Consider the following 13701-nt stretch of genomic DNA (forward strand, 5'->3'; position numbering starts at 1 on the left):
AAACAATTGCGCGTTCTTTGGGTGGCCAAATTTGTTGGCATATGGGGTTTATTCGGCCACGCCCAGGCGTGATCCGTCGCCGCACAGCCGGGCGGGTGCGCCCCCGCGTACGCCGGGACGCCGGTCCGGTGGCGTCCCTCCTGGTCGTCGCATGTGGTCGTGGCCGCCCTGACCTGCGCGAACACTCCCGGACATCTCGTACTATGAGATCGATGTGCCAGAGGGTGACCGGCTGTGGCAAACTGCTCAGCACCATGTACTACGGTCTGCTCATTATCGGCAGGCGCGCCGGCTGAAGGACATCGCCGGCGCGCAGACCTCTCACGTCCGTGAGGGGTCTTTTTGTTTGGGCCTCAAGCCGATCCACAGGCCGATGAGCGCGCGGCGAGACACAACCCCGCGAAGGAGACACAGAGATGGCCGACGATCGTTTCCATGTGTACGACACGACGCTCCGCGACGGCGCGCAGCAGGAGGGGTTGAACCTCACCGTCGCCGACAAGCTGGCCATCGCACGTCACCTGGACGGCCTCGGCGTCGGCTTCATCGAGGGCGGCTGGCCGGGCGCCAACCCCAAGGACACCGAGTTCTTCCGGCGGGCTCAGACCGAGCTCGACCTGAAGCACGCGCAGCTCGCCGCGTTCGGCGCGACCCGCCGGGCGGGCGTGAAGGCCGCCGACGACCCGCTGGTGGCCGCGCTGCGCGAATCCGGCGCGCCGATCGTGACGCTCGTGGCCAAGAGCCACGACCGCCACGTGGAACTGGCCCTCCGCACGACGCTGGAGGAGAACCTCGCGATGATCCGCGACACGGTCTCCCACCTGACGGCGGAGGGCCAGCGCGTCTTCCTCGACGCCGAGCACTTCTTCGACGGCTACCGCTCCAACCCCGCGTACGCGCTGGAGGTGCTGCGCACGGCCGCGGAGGCGGGGGCGTCGGTGGTCGCGCTGTGCGACACCAACGGCGGCATGCTGCCCGACGAGCTGGCCGACGTGGTGCACGAGGCGTCCGGCACCGGAGCCCGCATCGGCATCCACTGCCACGACGACACCGGCTGCGCGGTCGCCAACACGCTGGCCGCGGTCAAGGCCGGCGCCACGCACGTGCAGGGTTGCGCCAACGGGTACGGTGAGCGCTCCGGCAACGCCAACCTGTTCACCGTGGTGGCGAACCTCCAGCTCAAGCGGGGCTTCGACCTCGTGCCGCCGCAGTCGCTGCGCGACATGACCCGTATCGCCCACGCGATCACCGAGGTCACCAACGTCACGCCGAACTCGCACCAGCCGTACGTCGGCACGTCGGCCTTCGCCCACAAGGCGGGCCTGCACGCGTCGGCGATCAAGGTGGACCCGAACCTCTACCAGCACATCGACCCCGCCGAGGTCGGCAACGACATGCGGATGCTGGTCTCCGACATGGCGGGCCGCGCCTCGGTCGAGCTGAAGGGCCGCGAGCTGGGCTACGAGCTCAGCGGGGAGCAGTCCAGGCGGCTGGTCGAGCGGGTCAAGGATCTGGAGGCCAAGGGGCACACGTTCGAGGCGGCCGACGCGTCGTTCGAGCTGCTGCTGCGCGACACGGTCGACGGCGAGCTCCGGCGCTACTTCACGGTCGAGTCGTGGCGGGTGATCGTCGAGCGCCGTCCCGGTGGCGACGTGATCAGCGAGGCGACCGTCAAGCTCCACGCGAAGGGTGAGCGGATCATCGCGACCGGCGAGGGGAACGGCCCGGTCAACGCGCTCGACCGGGCGGTGCGGCTGGCGCTGGAGAAGCTCTACCCCGAGCTCGCCGGGGTCGAGCTGATCGACTTCAAGGTCCGCATCCTGGAGGGCACCCACGGCACGGACGCGGTGACCCGGGTGCTGATCACCTCCAGCGACGCGACCGGAGAGTGGGCCACCGTCGGGGTGGGCGAGAACGTCATCGAGGCGTCCTGGCAGGCGCTGGAGCAGGCGGTGACGTACGGCCTGCTGCGGGCCGGGCACAGCGCCTGACCTGCGATCGGGCCTCCCGTCCGATGGCGTGAGCGGTGCTCACGTTCCGCAGGTGAATGCTGTGGTTTTAGTGACATTTAGTCTAGTTGGTGCTTAGATAGGCAAAGCCCTGAGGCGGTCATCGCCACGATCGGCGACGCCGGCCGCGGTTCCAGCCTCAGCGCCAATGCTCTGGCTCAACGGAGGGTGACGGCAAGAAGCATCTGCGCACGCAACCTCTGTAGGCCCGCGGTGCCCGCGCCCGTCTTCTGATCTGTCCATCGGAGGCGGCCGGGGGTCGTGGGAGCTGAGCCACGTCTGTCACCATGACCAGCCGCGTGACTGCCCCGAGTATGAGAATTCTCCGGCGGCAGTCATCCCCCTCGCTGGTGCACCCGATATGGGAGGGTCTGTGAACACCTCGTCCTATTACGACCAAATCGGCGGCGCACCGGTCGTGCGCGATGTCGTCGACCGCTTCTACGTCCGCGTGCTCGGCGACGACGATCTCAAGCCGTACTTCGTCGACGTCGACATGCCCAGGCTGAAGCGGCACATGGTCGTCCTGCTGTGCTCGGTCCTCGGCGGCCCGGAGCCGTACGAGGGTCGTGACCTGGGCGAGGCCCACGCCGGCATGGGCATCACGTCCGAGCACTACGACAAGGTGGGCGAGCACCTCTTCGCGGTCCTGCAGGACAGCGGCGTCGGCGAGGACATCCTGCGCGACGTCGGCCTCGTCCTCGGCAAGGTGAAGTCGTCCATCGTCGCCGAGCCCGCGGGAACGGCCGACTGAGTGGATACGCAGGCTCTCAAGGACAGCTGGCACCTCGTCTCCCGTTCGGGTGACCAGGTGCCGCTGTACTTCTACTCGGTTCTCTTCCTGATGAACCCGGACGTGCGTGACATGTTCCCGGTGTCGATGGCGCGCCAGCGCGACAAGCTCGTGGCCGCGCTGGGGAGTGTCATCAGCAACGTCGACCGGATCGAGGAGGTCGTCCCGGTCCTGCAGCAGCTCGGCCGCGACCACCGCAAGTTCGCGGTGACCGCGACGCACTACCCCGCCGTCGGTCAGGCGCTGCTCGCCACGCTCGAGCACTTCATGGGGGACCGGTGGACCCCCGCGCTCGCGCACGACTGGACGCAGGCGTACAACCTGGTCGCCCAGGTGATGGTCGACGCCGCCAACGACGCGTCGAAGGTCTCCCCGCCCTGGTGGGAGGCGGAGATCGTCGGCCACGAGATGCGCACCCTCGGCATCGCCGTCATCCGTGCCCGGCTGAACTACCAGTACCCCTTCCGGCCGGGCCAGTCGGCGTCGATCTCCTACGCCGTGCGCCCGCGCATCTGGCGGTTCTACTCGTTCGCCAACGCGCCGCGCCAGGACAACACCATCGACCTGCACGTCCGCATGGTCGACGGCGGCGTGCTCAGCTCCGCGCTCGTCATGGGCGCGCGGCGGGGCGAGATGCTGCGCGTGGGCGCCGCGGTGGGGGAACGGCTGACGCTCACCCCGGACGTCCAGGGCGACCTGCTCATGATCGCGGGCGGCACCGGCCTCGCGCCGATGAAGGCGCTGGTGGAGCAGATCGCCTACGAGGGCCCGACGCGCAGGGTGGACCTCGTCGTCGGCGCCCGGAACTCCAGGGAACTGTACGACTACGAGGCCATGGCCAAGATGGCCGCCGAGCACCCCTGGCTGAACGTCGTGCCGGTCGTCTCCCACGACCCCTTCTACCGGGGCAACCGCGGCTACGCGGTGGACGTCGCGCTGCAGGGATGGCGTGGCCAGCACGTCTACGTCTGCGGCTCGGAGGAGATGGCGCAGGCGACCGTCGGACGGCTGCTTGACGCCGGCGTGCCAACCGAGCAGATCCACTTCGACGAGTTCACGAGCGACAAAGGTCGGGAGTCATGACGGCGGAGATGCCTTGGGGAAGCCCGGCGGGCGAGCGTCAGCCCCTCACCCCGGATCGGGTACGCAAGCAGGAGTTCACGCGCACCTCGCTCGGGCGCCGCGGCTACAGCGAGGACGAGGTGCGCACGTTCCTCTACCGCGTCGCGGAGGACATGGCGACCAGCGACAAGGAGAAGGCGGACCTGCGGGCGTACATCGACCGCATGAAGCAGTGGTACAAGGAACACGGCATGAACCCGGAACAGGCCGCCGCGTCCCAGACCCTGAACGTCGACGCCATCAACATCCTGTCCCGAGCCCAGCAGACCGCCGACGCGCAGATCGCTGAGGCGGAGGACTACGCGCGGCGCATCGTGAGCCAGGCCCGCCAGCAGTACGAGGAACTCCTGATGGAGGCGCAGCGGCAGGCGGAGGAGGCCGCCAACCAGGCGGTCGGCGCCTACCGTGCCTCGGGCAACGGGTTGCAGAGCGCCGAGGCCGAGGAGCTGGAGCGCAGGATCGCCTATCTGCGGACGTTCGCGGACGTCACGCAGGTGCAGTTGCGCGCGGTCCTGGAGGGGCTCGCGCATGAGGTCGACAAGCTCGGCCACGTGCCCGAGCAGGCCAAGCAGCTGGCGGGCGGCTCCTCGTCGCCGTCGGTGTACGGATAGCCGCCCGCCGGTCTCCTGTCGGGGGAGGAGGCCAGGTCGTGACCTACGACAGCGTGCCGGAGGAGCTCGCGCGCAGCGTGACCGATCCGGCCGGGGTGTGAACGATCAGCGTGCGTCCTGAGCAGGTGACCTCCGGCCGGTCGGTTCCCGGAACCACCACGGTCAGCAACGACCCCGCCACGGGCGAGACGATCGCCGGGGCCGGCTCCTTGCGCATGTAGCCCGGCGAGACCCAGCCCTGGTAGGGCGAGGTCTGCCCGCTCACCACTCGCTGGCCGCCGACGGCCTCGCAGGACGGCATCGCGAACTGGACGATCGACGCCTTCCACCCGCCGTCGGCCACCACGATCCGCCCGCCCGAGTTGGACACGACCTTCAGCCCGGGGGCGAGGTGCCACAGGTTGCGGAGCTTCCCGCCGCCGCTGTCGAGTACCGCCAGCACGTCCTCGCGGTGGTTGACCAGCACCGACCGCTTGCGTTGCACGCCGTACGCATTGTCGGTGAAGGTGAACGTCTGCCGGTCCTTGCGCACGGACTCGCCCACCAGCGCGGTGGGAGTGTGCCCGCGGAACTTCCTGCCCACGATCACCGGCACGTTGTGGGCCTCCGGGCTCAGCGTCCACCGCCGGTACGGCGTGTTCTCGTACGAGTGGAAGCCCGCCTCGGTGAGGATCGAGCGGCCCTGGGCGTAGTAGGTGACGCCCATGTGGTCCTCGTGGCCGTGGAACTTCAACGCGGGTCCGAAGCGGATCGAGTAGTAGGCCGACTTGGGGTCGTCCCAGGCCGTGCGGCCGAAGACGTATCCGGCGTCGAAGACCTGCACGGTCGACTTGGCGTGGTCGAAGGCGGCCGGCTGGACGTCGGCGGGCCCGTCGCCGATCGGCACCATGTAGCCGTTGGGCTGGGTGGCGGCGCTGATGTGCCGCGGCAGGCTCTCCCAGCGGGTGGCCAGCGCCGCCGGGACCTTCATCTCGCAGTCCTTGATCGTGTCGACCGCCACCCTGAGCCGGTCGTGCACGTAGATGGCGTAGCGCGGCGCCTGCTCGCGCAGCGCGCCCTGCCCGTCGATGTCGAGCTTCATCGACTTGACCATGCGGCGCACGGCGAGGTTCTTCCACTTCGGGTTCCCGTAGCGGCAGCCGATGCGCAGCAGGCCGATGTCCTGGTCGAGCCCGTGGTTGTGGCCGAGCTCGTAGTGCTTGGGGTCGGACAGCAGCTTGGCGTGCAGGGCCAGGCTGTTCTTCAGCCAGCCGGCCTTCACATACCTGCTCAGGCACACCAGGGCCGGGGCGCGCAGCGCGATCGGGTGCTCGGCCCAGGCGTACGGGCTGGTCGTGCGCCCGCCGTACGGGTTGTCGGCGACCCAGTCCCTGGCGATCTCCTCGGCCCGGCCGAGGTAGTCCTTCTCGCCGGTCGACTCGTAGTCGGCCACGAGCCGGCCCATCCACCGCAGCGACTGGAACACCATCTGCCAGGACCTGTTCTTGTACGGGTCCATGCGCCAGTCGACGTTCTTGCCCACCGTGACGGCGGGCAGGCCGAGGAAGGACAGCTTGCCGCTCATGACGTCGCCGGAGGTAGGGGTAGCGGGCAGCCAGTCCCCCTGGCACTCCGGCGTACGGTGTGGGGCCTGCGCCTGGGCGGGCGTGGCCGCGGCGAGCACGGTCAGCGGGAGGACCGCTGCCAGGGAGAGGGCTGAGAGGCGGCGGAGCACGCCGGTTCCTTCCGAGATCGAATTGGGGCGGCTCATGCTGTCCGAATTCTGGCGATCTGGTCAAGCTGCTTCGGTCACAACTGCACAACTGCTCACAAATGGCCCTGCCGGTTCCGTCAGGCGCGGGCGGGCGCGGTGCTCTCCCAGAGGCTCGGACGGGCGAGCGGGACTCCGGCCGCCACGGCGTCGATCCACGCGCCGGTGGTGGTCACCGCGGCGAAGTTCGACTGCATGACGACCAGGACGTTCTCGTGCACCCGCCGGGCGGACAGGGCGCCGGCGGCGTTCGCCAGCGGCACGGTCCCGGTGGCGTCGGACAGGAACTCGACCGCGAAGCCGAGGTGGAAGGCGTCCCTGGCGGTCGACTCGTCGCAGTTCTGGGTCATGTAGCCCGCGATCGCGACCGTGTCGATCCCGTCGAGTCTCCCGGCCAGGCCGGTCCCGTGGAAGGCCGACGCCTTGGTCTTGTCCACCAGGTGCGCGTACGGCCGGGCCGCGACCTCCTCGCGCAGTTCCCAGCCGTGCGAGCCTTCCGCGAACAGCGGTGAGGCGGCGGGGGCGGTGTGCCGCACCACGATCACCGGGATGCCGTGCCGCTCCGCGGCGTCCATCGCCCGCAGGATCGCCGCCAGGCTCTCCTCCCGGGGCGGATGGGCGATGGGCAGGGCGCCGGTGAAGTACTCGTTCTGGACGTCGACGACGATCAGCGCTCGGTTCATGGATCCGAGGGTGGCGTGGCCGGCCGTACGGGTGTGAGAGCGGCCTCAGCCATCCACCGAGGGATTCCAGCCGAACGACTGGCGGTAGGCGGCGGGGGAGACGCCGACCAGTCGCCGGAAGTGCGGGCGCAGCGCGACGGCGGAGGCGAAGCCGCAGCGCCGGGCGACCTGCTCGACCGGCAGGTCGCTCGTCTCCAGCAGCCGCTGTGCGTGCAGCACCCGCTGGTGCAGCAGCCAGCGGGCCGGGGAGGTACCGGTCGCCTCACGGAACCGCCGGTCGAACGTGCGGCGGCTCATGAGCGCGCGGGCCGCCAGCGCGTCCGCGCCGAGCGGCCGGTCGAGGTGGCGCACCGCCCAGTCCAGTGTCGCGCCCAGCGCCGCGCCCAGCGGGTCGCCCGCGGCGGGGCCCGGCACGGGATGTTCGACGAACTGGGCCTGGCCGCCCGACCGATGAGGCGCGACGACCATCCGGCGGGCGATCGCGGTCGCCGCGTCCGCGCCGAACTCCCTGCGCACCAGGTGCAGGCACAGGTCGATGCCGCCCGCGCTGCCCGCGCTGGTGAGGATCCTGCCCTCGTCCACGTAGAGGTCGTCCGCGCGCACCGACACGTCCGGGTGGAGGCGGGCGAGCAGCCCGGCGTACGCCCAGTGGGTGCTCGCGGCCCGGTTCCCCAGCAGCCCCGCGGCGGCCAGCACGAACGTGCCCAGGCACAGCCCCGCGACGATCGCGCCGCGCTCGTGGGCGGCCCGCAGCGCGTCCAGGGCGGGAACGGGCGGCGGCTCGTCCGGCGGACGGCGGTAGGTCGGCACGATCACCAGGTCGGATCCCGCCACCGCGTCCAGCCCGTGCGGCGTCGCCAGGCGGACCCCGGCGTTCGTCCGCACCTCGGAGCCGCCGTCCCCGCCGACCACCCGTACGTCGAAGGGCGGCAGGCCGGGCCGGTCCTCCCCGAAGACCGAGATCGGCACCGCGGACTCGAACATCGGGGTCCGGTCGAACAGCACGACCGCCACCCGGTGGAACGTCATGGCCGGAATGCTATTTGCCCCGGCCATCGGAGCCGCCCGTGGCCCGAATCGTGCGGGAAGTGGCCGTACGGCCGCTCGCGCCAGGCAGGCCCGCTCTGCCAGCCTGGGGCCATGCCGGCTCCGTTTCCCGAGACGTTCCCGCAGACCCCCGCCGCGGCGGCCGCGCTGGCCGTCGCCGCCCGGTTCTGCTCACCCGCGCTGCTCAACCACTCGATCAGGTCGTACCTGTGGGGCGCCGGGTACGCCGGGGCGCACGGGATCGGCTTCGACGACGAGCTGTACTACGTGTCCTCCCTGCTCCACGACATCGGGCTGACCGAGACCTTCGACAGCCACGAGGTGCCGTTCGAGGACGCGGGAGGACGCCTCGCCTGGGTCTTCTGCACGGCGGCCGGGTGGTCGCCGGACAGATGCGCGCGGGCCGAGAAGATCATCGTGGTCCACATGCGCGACCCGGTCGCCGCGACCGAGGACCCCGAGTCGCACCTGCTGCAGGTGGCCACGTCGTGGGACGTGTCGGGGCAGCGGCCCGAGGAGTTCTCCGCGCACGACCGGGCCGCCGTGCTCGCCCGCTTTCCCCGGCTCGGCTTCGGCGCGGAGTTCCTCGCCGCCTTCGAGGAGCAGGCGCGGCGCAAGCCGGGCTGCGCCGCCGCCGACTCCGTCGCCGGCGGCATCGCCGGCCGGATCGCCGCGAACCCGCTCGACGTCTGACCGGGGGCCGCCTCGATCCCATTTCGGTGCGGACGATCCCCGCCCGGTTGCCGTACGACCGGCGGACGGTGCGGCGTCCGGTGCGGCGCGGTCGAGGCGCCGCCTCCTCAGTCCTGCTTGGGCCCGGTGCTCTCCACGACCTCGAACGACCACAGCTCGGAGTCGGTCGCGGCCGGGCCCTGCCCGTGGCCATGACCCTGCCCGTGGCCATGACCCTGCCCGTGGCCGTGGCCCTGTGCGCCGGCCTCGGCGGCGGCCTGCGCGTGCCCCGACTGGAACGCCCGGCTCTCCTGCCAGCGCCGGAAGTCCTCCTCGCTCCGCCACCGCGTGTAGACGAGGTAGCGGTCGCTGCCCTCCACCGGCCGCAACAGCTCGAACCACTCGAACCCGTCGGCCGACTCGACCATCCCGGCCCGGTTGGCGAACCGCTTCTCCAGTTCGCGCCGCAACTCCTCGGGCACCGTCAGCACGTTGATCTTCACGACCGAAGGCACATCGACTCCCGTACGCTCGACTTCCCCTGTTACCAGACCACCTTAAGTACGCCCAGGGTGCGTACCCCACTTCGTGCCCCTCCCGCCCATGTTTGCCCGTCGCGTCGCCCAGAGCGGCACCTCGCCGCGTTCTCGTCGTCGCTCGTAGCTCCGCTACGAGCTCCTCCTCCGCCTTGCGATGCACCACTCTGGACACCGCTCCTTCTGGCAAACCTTGGCGGTCGCGGCACTAGGCTCGTGACGTGCGTATCGCGAGGTTCTCGATGGGCGACCAGGTCGCCTTCGGCGTGGTGGAAGACGGCGGGCAGGTCATCGCCCGGATCGGCGGGCACCCCTTCCACGGGGTGGAGTTCACCGGTGAGCGGTTCCCGGTGGCCGAGGTCCGCCTGGTCGCCCCCATGTTGCCCAGCAAGATCATCGCCATCGGCAAGAACTACGCCGACCACGCCAGGGAGATGGGCGGCGAGCCCCCGGCGGAGCCGGTCGTGTTCCTCAAGCCCAACACGACCGTGATCGGTCCCTCGGAGGCGATCGCGTACCCGGCGAAGCTGTCGGAGCGGGTCGACTACGAAGGCGAGCTGGCCGTGGTGATCGGCCGGCTGTGCCGTGACGTCCCCGCCGAACGCGCGGGCGACGTCATCTTCGGCTACACCTGCGCCAACGACGTCACCGCACGCGACCTGCAGGCCAGGGACGGCCAGTGGACCAGGGCCAAGGGCTTCGACACGTTCTGCCCGCTCGGTCCCTGGATCGAGACCGAGCTCGACCCGGCCGACCTGGCGATCACCACCACGCTCAACGGCGAGGTCAGGCAGAGCGCCCGCACCTCCCTCCTGCTGCACGACATCCCCGCGCTCGTCGCGTACGTGAGCGCGGTCATGACCCTGCTGCCCGGCGACGTCATCCTGACCGGCACGCCCGCCGGGGTGGGCCCGATGTCCGTGGGCGACGAGGTCGGCGTCTCCATCGAAGGAATCGGAACTCTCACTAACCGGGTGATCTCACGTGACTAGGGTGCGCTTCGCCCCTTCGCCCACCGGCATGTTCCACGTCGGCGGCGCCCGTTCGGCGCTGTTCAACTGGGCGATCGCCGAGCAGTCCGGCGGCACGTTCGTGCTGCGCATCGAGGACACGGACGCGGCACGCAACCGGCCCGAGTGGACCGAGGGCATCATCTCGGCCCTCGCCTGGATCGGCATCAACGGCGGCTCGCCGCACTTCGAGGGGCCGTACTTCCAGTCCGCCTACGAGCAGCAGCACCGCGAGGCCGCGGCCAAGCTGCTCAAGGACGGCAAGGCCTACCACTGCACCTGCACGCGCGACGACGTGAAGGCCAGGACCGGCTCCGAGCACCAGGGCTACGACGGCCACTGCCGCGACCTCGGCCTCACCGAGGGCGCCGTGCGGTTCCGTACGCCCGACGAGGGCGTGACGGTCGTGGACGACAAGGTCCGCGGACGGGTGGAGTTCCCCAACTCGGCGATGGAGGACTTCGTCATCGTCCGCGGGGACGGCTCGCCGCTGTTCATCCTCGCCAACGTCGTCGACGACATGGAGATGCGGATCGACCACGTGGTCCGCGCCGAGGAGCACCTGTCGAACACACCCAAGCAGCAGCTCCTGTGGAAGGCGCTGGGCGCCGAACCGCCGGTCTGGGCCCATGTGCCCGTCATCGTCAACGAGAAGCGGCAGAAGCTGTCCAAGCGCCGCGACAAGGTCGCCCTGGAGTCGTACCGCGACGAGGGCTACCTCGCCGAGGCGATGGTCAACTACCTCATGCTGCTCGGCTGGGGGCCCGGCGACGACCGGGAGATCATGCCGTGGTCGGAGATGATGCCGCTGTTCCGGCTCGAGGACGTGAACCAGGCGCCGGCCTTCTTCGACGAGAAGAAGCTGCGGGCCTTCAACGGCGAGTACATCCGGGCGCTGCCCCGCGAGGTGTTCGTCTCCCGCTGCGAGCCGTGGCTCGACCCGTCCTGGGACCGCTCGGTGTTCGCCCGCGTGGCCGACCTGGTGCAGACGCGGGTCGCCGTGCTGTCGGAGGTCACCGCCAACGTCGACTTCCTGTTCCTGGACGAGCCCGTCTTCGACCAGGCGTCCTGGGACAAGGCGATGAAGCCGGGGGCGGCCGAGATCCTGGCCGGGTACGCCGAGCGACTGGAGACGGTCAGCTGGGACCCCGACTCGCTCAAGACCGCCCTGGAGGAGGTCGGCCTCGCCCACGGGCTCAAGCTCGGCAAGGCGCAGGCGCCCGTCCGCGTGGCGATCACCGGCAGGACCGTGGGCCTGCCGCTGTTCGAGTCGATCGAGGTGCTCGGCCGCGAGCGCTCGCTCGACCGGCTCCGTACGGCTCTCGCCCGGCTGTCCGAGGCTTCCTGACCCGTCAGGGCGCCCCACGGCGGGCGCGCAGAGGCATGTGAGGGCCGACGGCGCCGGGAGTCCCCTGAAGGGGGCCCCGGCGCCGTCCGCGTCTCTACAGGAGGCCGCGGCGGTCCAGCAGCGGGGTGATCTCCGGGTCCCGGCCCCGGAAGTCCCGGAAGGCCGTCATCGAGTCCACGCTGCCGCCCCGCGACAGCAGGGCCCGGCGGAAGGTGTCGCCGTTCTCCCGGCGCAGCCCGCCGTTCTCGTTGAACCACTCGACGGTGTCGGCGTCGAGGACCTCGCTCCAGATGTAGGAGTAGTAGCCGGCGCTGTAGCCGCCCGCCCAGATATGGGCGAAATACGTGGTGCGGTAGCGCGGCGGGACGGCGGCCAGGTCCACCCCCGCCTCCCGCAGCGCCCGCCTCTCGAACTCCTCCACGTCCTCCTCGCCGTCGTACGCCGTGTGCCAGGCCCAGTCGAGCAGGGTGGCGGCGAGGTACTCCAGCGTGGCGAAGCCCTGGTTGAACTTCTGCGTCTCCAGCATCCGGTCGACGAGGTCCTGCGGCATCGGCTCGCCCGTCTCGTGGTGCCTGGCGTACTCGGCCAGGATCTCCGGGTGGACCGCCCACATCTCGTTCACCTGGGAGGGGTACTCGACGAAGTCGCGCGGCACGGCCGTCCCGGAGAACCGGGGGTAGCGCACGTCGGAGAACAACCCGTGCAGCGCGTGCCCGAACTCGTGGAACATCGTGTTGACCTCGTCGAACGTCATCAGGGTCGGCTCGCCCTTGACGATGTTGAGGTTGTTGACCACGACCGGCCTGGTGCCCTCCAGGCCCGACTGCTTAACGAGGCTGTTCATCCACGCCCCGCCCCGCTTGGAGGCCCTGGCGTGGAAGTCGCCGAGGAACAGGCCCAGCGGGGAGCCGTCCTCGTCGCGCACCTCGAAGACCCGCACCTCGGGGTGGTAGCCGTACAGGTCGGGGCGCTCGTGGAAGGTGACGCCGTACAGGCGCATCGCCGCGTTGAAGACGCCCTTCTCCAGCACCGTGCTCAGCTCGAAGTACGGCCGCATGCGCCGGCTGTCGATGTCGTAGCGGGCCTTGCGCACCTTCTCGGAGTAGAACGCCCAGTCCCACGGCTGGATCGGGTGCCCGGCGATCTCCTCCAGGTCCGCCTGCTCCTTGCGCGCGTTCGCCACGGCCGGCGGCACGAGCCGGTCGAGCATCTCGGTGACCGCCCGGGTGGTGCCCGCCGTCTGGTCGGCCAGGACGTACTCCGCGTGGTTCTCGTAGCCGAGCAGCCGCGCGCGCTCCCGGCGCAGCACCGCCAACTCCTTGATCAGCTCCCCGTTGGCCGCGCCCCGCCCGACCGAGGCGCGGTGGATCCGCTCACGCAGGGACCGGTTGGTCAGCTCGGCCAGGGCCGGCTGCCCGGTGGGCAGGACCAGCGAGATCAGATACCTGCCGTCCAGCCCGCGTTCCCTGGCCTGGTCGGCGAGCGCCTGGATCGCGTCCTGCGACAGCCCGTCGAGCTCGGCCACGTCCTCGACCACCACGGCCCGCTCGTTGGTGTCGGCGAGCAGGTTCTGCTGGAAGGCCGTTCCCAGGGCCGACAGCCTTTCGTTGATCTCCCTGAGCCGGGCCTGGTCCTGCGGGCCCAGCGTGGCGCCCGCACGGGTGAAGTCGGTGAGGTAGCGCTTCAGCAGCCACCGCTGCTCGTCGTCGGCCGCCTCGACCGCCTGGATACGGGCGAACAGCTTCGCGTTGAGGTGGATCGCGTCGGCGTGCTTGGCGAGCTTCGGCGTGACGTCCTTCTGGATCTCCTGGACGCCGGGCGTCGTGTCGGAGGACGCCTGGTTGAAGAACACCGCGGACACCCGGTCGAGGAGAGCACCGGACTTCTCCAGCGCCTCGATCGTGTTCTCGAACGTCGGAGGGTCGGGGTTCTCCGCGATCGCCTCGACCTCCGCGAGGTGCTCGGCCATGCCCTGCTCGAACGCCGGCGCGTAGTGCTCCTCCCCGATCTCCTGGAAGGGAGGCAGCCCGTAGGGCAGGGTGCTCGGACTGAGGAAGGGGTTCGCGGCCGAGGTCATCTCTGGCGACTCCTCACGTGGTGCTGGCGTTTGTCCCAGCCTC

Annotated in this window: 12 protein-coding genes; 7 read left to right on the forward strand and 5 right to left on the reverse strand. The window is 70.4% G+C overall.

All coding sequences use genetic code 11. The annotated features are described in order from the left end of the window. The first annotated feature begins 416 nt into the window (after positions 1-416). The 4 genes from cimA to HHX41_RS14675 all read left to right on the forward strand — a co-directional run bounded on the left by cimA (position 417) and on the right by HHX41_RS14675 (position 4535). The gene (gene cimA / locus HHX41_RS14660) at positions 417-1991 is read left to right on the forward strand and encodes a citramalate synthase (protein WP_169984214.1); all 1575 of its coding nucleotides are present in this window, start codon (positions 417-419) and stop codon (positions 1989-1991) included. Positions 1992-2382: 391 nt separating this feature from the next. Beyond that, positions 2383-2763 carry a group 1 truncated hemoglobin gene (locus HHX41_RS14665; RefSeq protein WP_211592430.1) on the forward strand — a complete coding sequence of 127 codons (381 nt, stop codon included), beginning with the start codon at positions 2383-2385 and terminating at the stop codon, positions 2761-2763. Next, positions 2764-3885 carry a globin domain-containing protein gene (locus tag HHX41_RS41750; protein ID WP_169984212.1) on the forward strand — a complete coding sequence of 374 codons (1122 nt, stop codon included), beginning with the start codon at positions 2764-2766 and terminating at the stop codon, positions 3883-3885. Beyond that, complete coding sequence (locus tag HHX41_RS14675; RefSeq protein WP_169984211.1) at positions 3882-4535, forward strand: DivIVA domain-containing protein; 654 nt, start codon at positions 3882-3884, stop codon at positions 4533-4535. Before HHX41_RS41750 ends, HHX41_RS14675 begins: the two co-directional genes overlap by 4 nt. Positions 4536-4578: 43 nt before the next feature. Here HHX41_RS14675 and HHX41_RS14680 read toward each other — a convergent pair whose 3' ends face one another. The 3 genes from HHX41_RS14680 to HHX41_RS14690 form a co-directional block, all read right to left on the reverse strand. Further along, positions 4579-6249, reverse strand: a complete 1671-nt coding sequence (locus HHX41_RS14680) for a heparinase II/III family protein (RefSeq protein ID WP_182906416.1) — start codon at positions 6247-6249, stop codon at positions 4579-4581. A gap of 116 nt (positions 6250-6365) precedes the next feature. After that, on the reverse strand, positions 6366-6968 hold the full coding sequence (locus HHX41_RS14685; RefSeq protein ID WP_182906417.1) for a cysteine hydrolase family protein: 603 nt from the start codon (positions 6966-6968) through the stop codon (positions 6366-6368). 45 nt (positions 6969-7013) lie between these two features. Continuing rightward, positions 7014-7997: a GlxA family transcriptional regulator gene (locus tag HHX41_RS14690; protein WP_169984208.1), complete on the reverse strand. Its 984-nt coding sequence runs from the start codon at positions 7995-7997 to the stop codon at positions 7014-7016. Between the two features lie 111 nt (positions 7998-8108). Between HHX41_RS14690 and HHX41_RS14695 the strand changes: the two genes are divergently transcribed. Beyond that, positions 8109-8708, forward strand: a complete 600-nt coding sequence (locus HHX41_RS14695) for a cyanamide hydratase (protein WP_182906418.1) — start codon at positions 8109-8111, stop codon at positions 8706-8708. Positions 8709-8815: 107 nt separating this feature from the next. Here the strand turns inward: HHX41_RS14695 and HHX41_RS14700 are convergent, their stop codons facing one another. Continuing rightward, a complete protein-coding gene (locus HHX41_RS14700) occupies positions 8816-9202 on the reverse strand; it encodes an antibiotic biosynthesis monooxygenase (protein ID WP_182906419.1) in 387 nt (128 codons plus the stop codon). A gap of 242 nt (positions 9203-9444) precedes the next feature. Here HHX41_RS14700 and HHX41_RS14705 point away from each other — a divergent pair, with 242 nt between their 5' ends. Together HHX41_RS14705 and gltX are read left to right on the forward strand one after the other, a co-directional pair. Continuing rightward, positions 9445-10215 carry a fumarylacetoacetate hydrolase family protein gene (locus HHX41_RS14705; protein ID WP_169984206.1) on the forward strand — a complete coding sequence of 257 codons (771 nt, stop codon included), beginning with the start codon at positions 9445-9447 and terminating at the stop codon, positions 10213-10215. Then, complete coding sequence (gltX, locus tag HHX41_RS14710; protein ID WP_182906420.1) at positions 10208-11581, forward strand: glutamate--tRNA ligase; 1374 nt, start codon at positions 10208-10210, stop codon at positions 11579-11581. The genes HHX41_RS14705 and gltX overlap by 8 nt, the downstream gene beginning before the upstream one ends. Before the next feature lie 94 nt (positions 11582-11675). On the opposite strand, the gene HHX41_RS14715 is transcribed toward gltX, so the two are convergent. Further along, positions 11676-13658, reverse strand: coding sequence for a M3 family metallopeptidase (locus HHX41_RS14715; protein WP_182906421.1), 1983 nt, complete (start codon positions 13656-13658; stop codon positions 11676-11678). Positions 13659-13701 lie beyond the last annotated feature (43 nt).

It is taken from the genome of Microbispora sp. H13382 (genome assembly GCF_014161445.1).
GTDB lineage: Bacteria > Actinomycetota > Actinomycetes > Streptosporangiales > Streptosporangiaceae > Microbispora.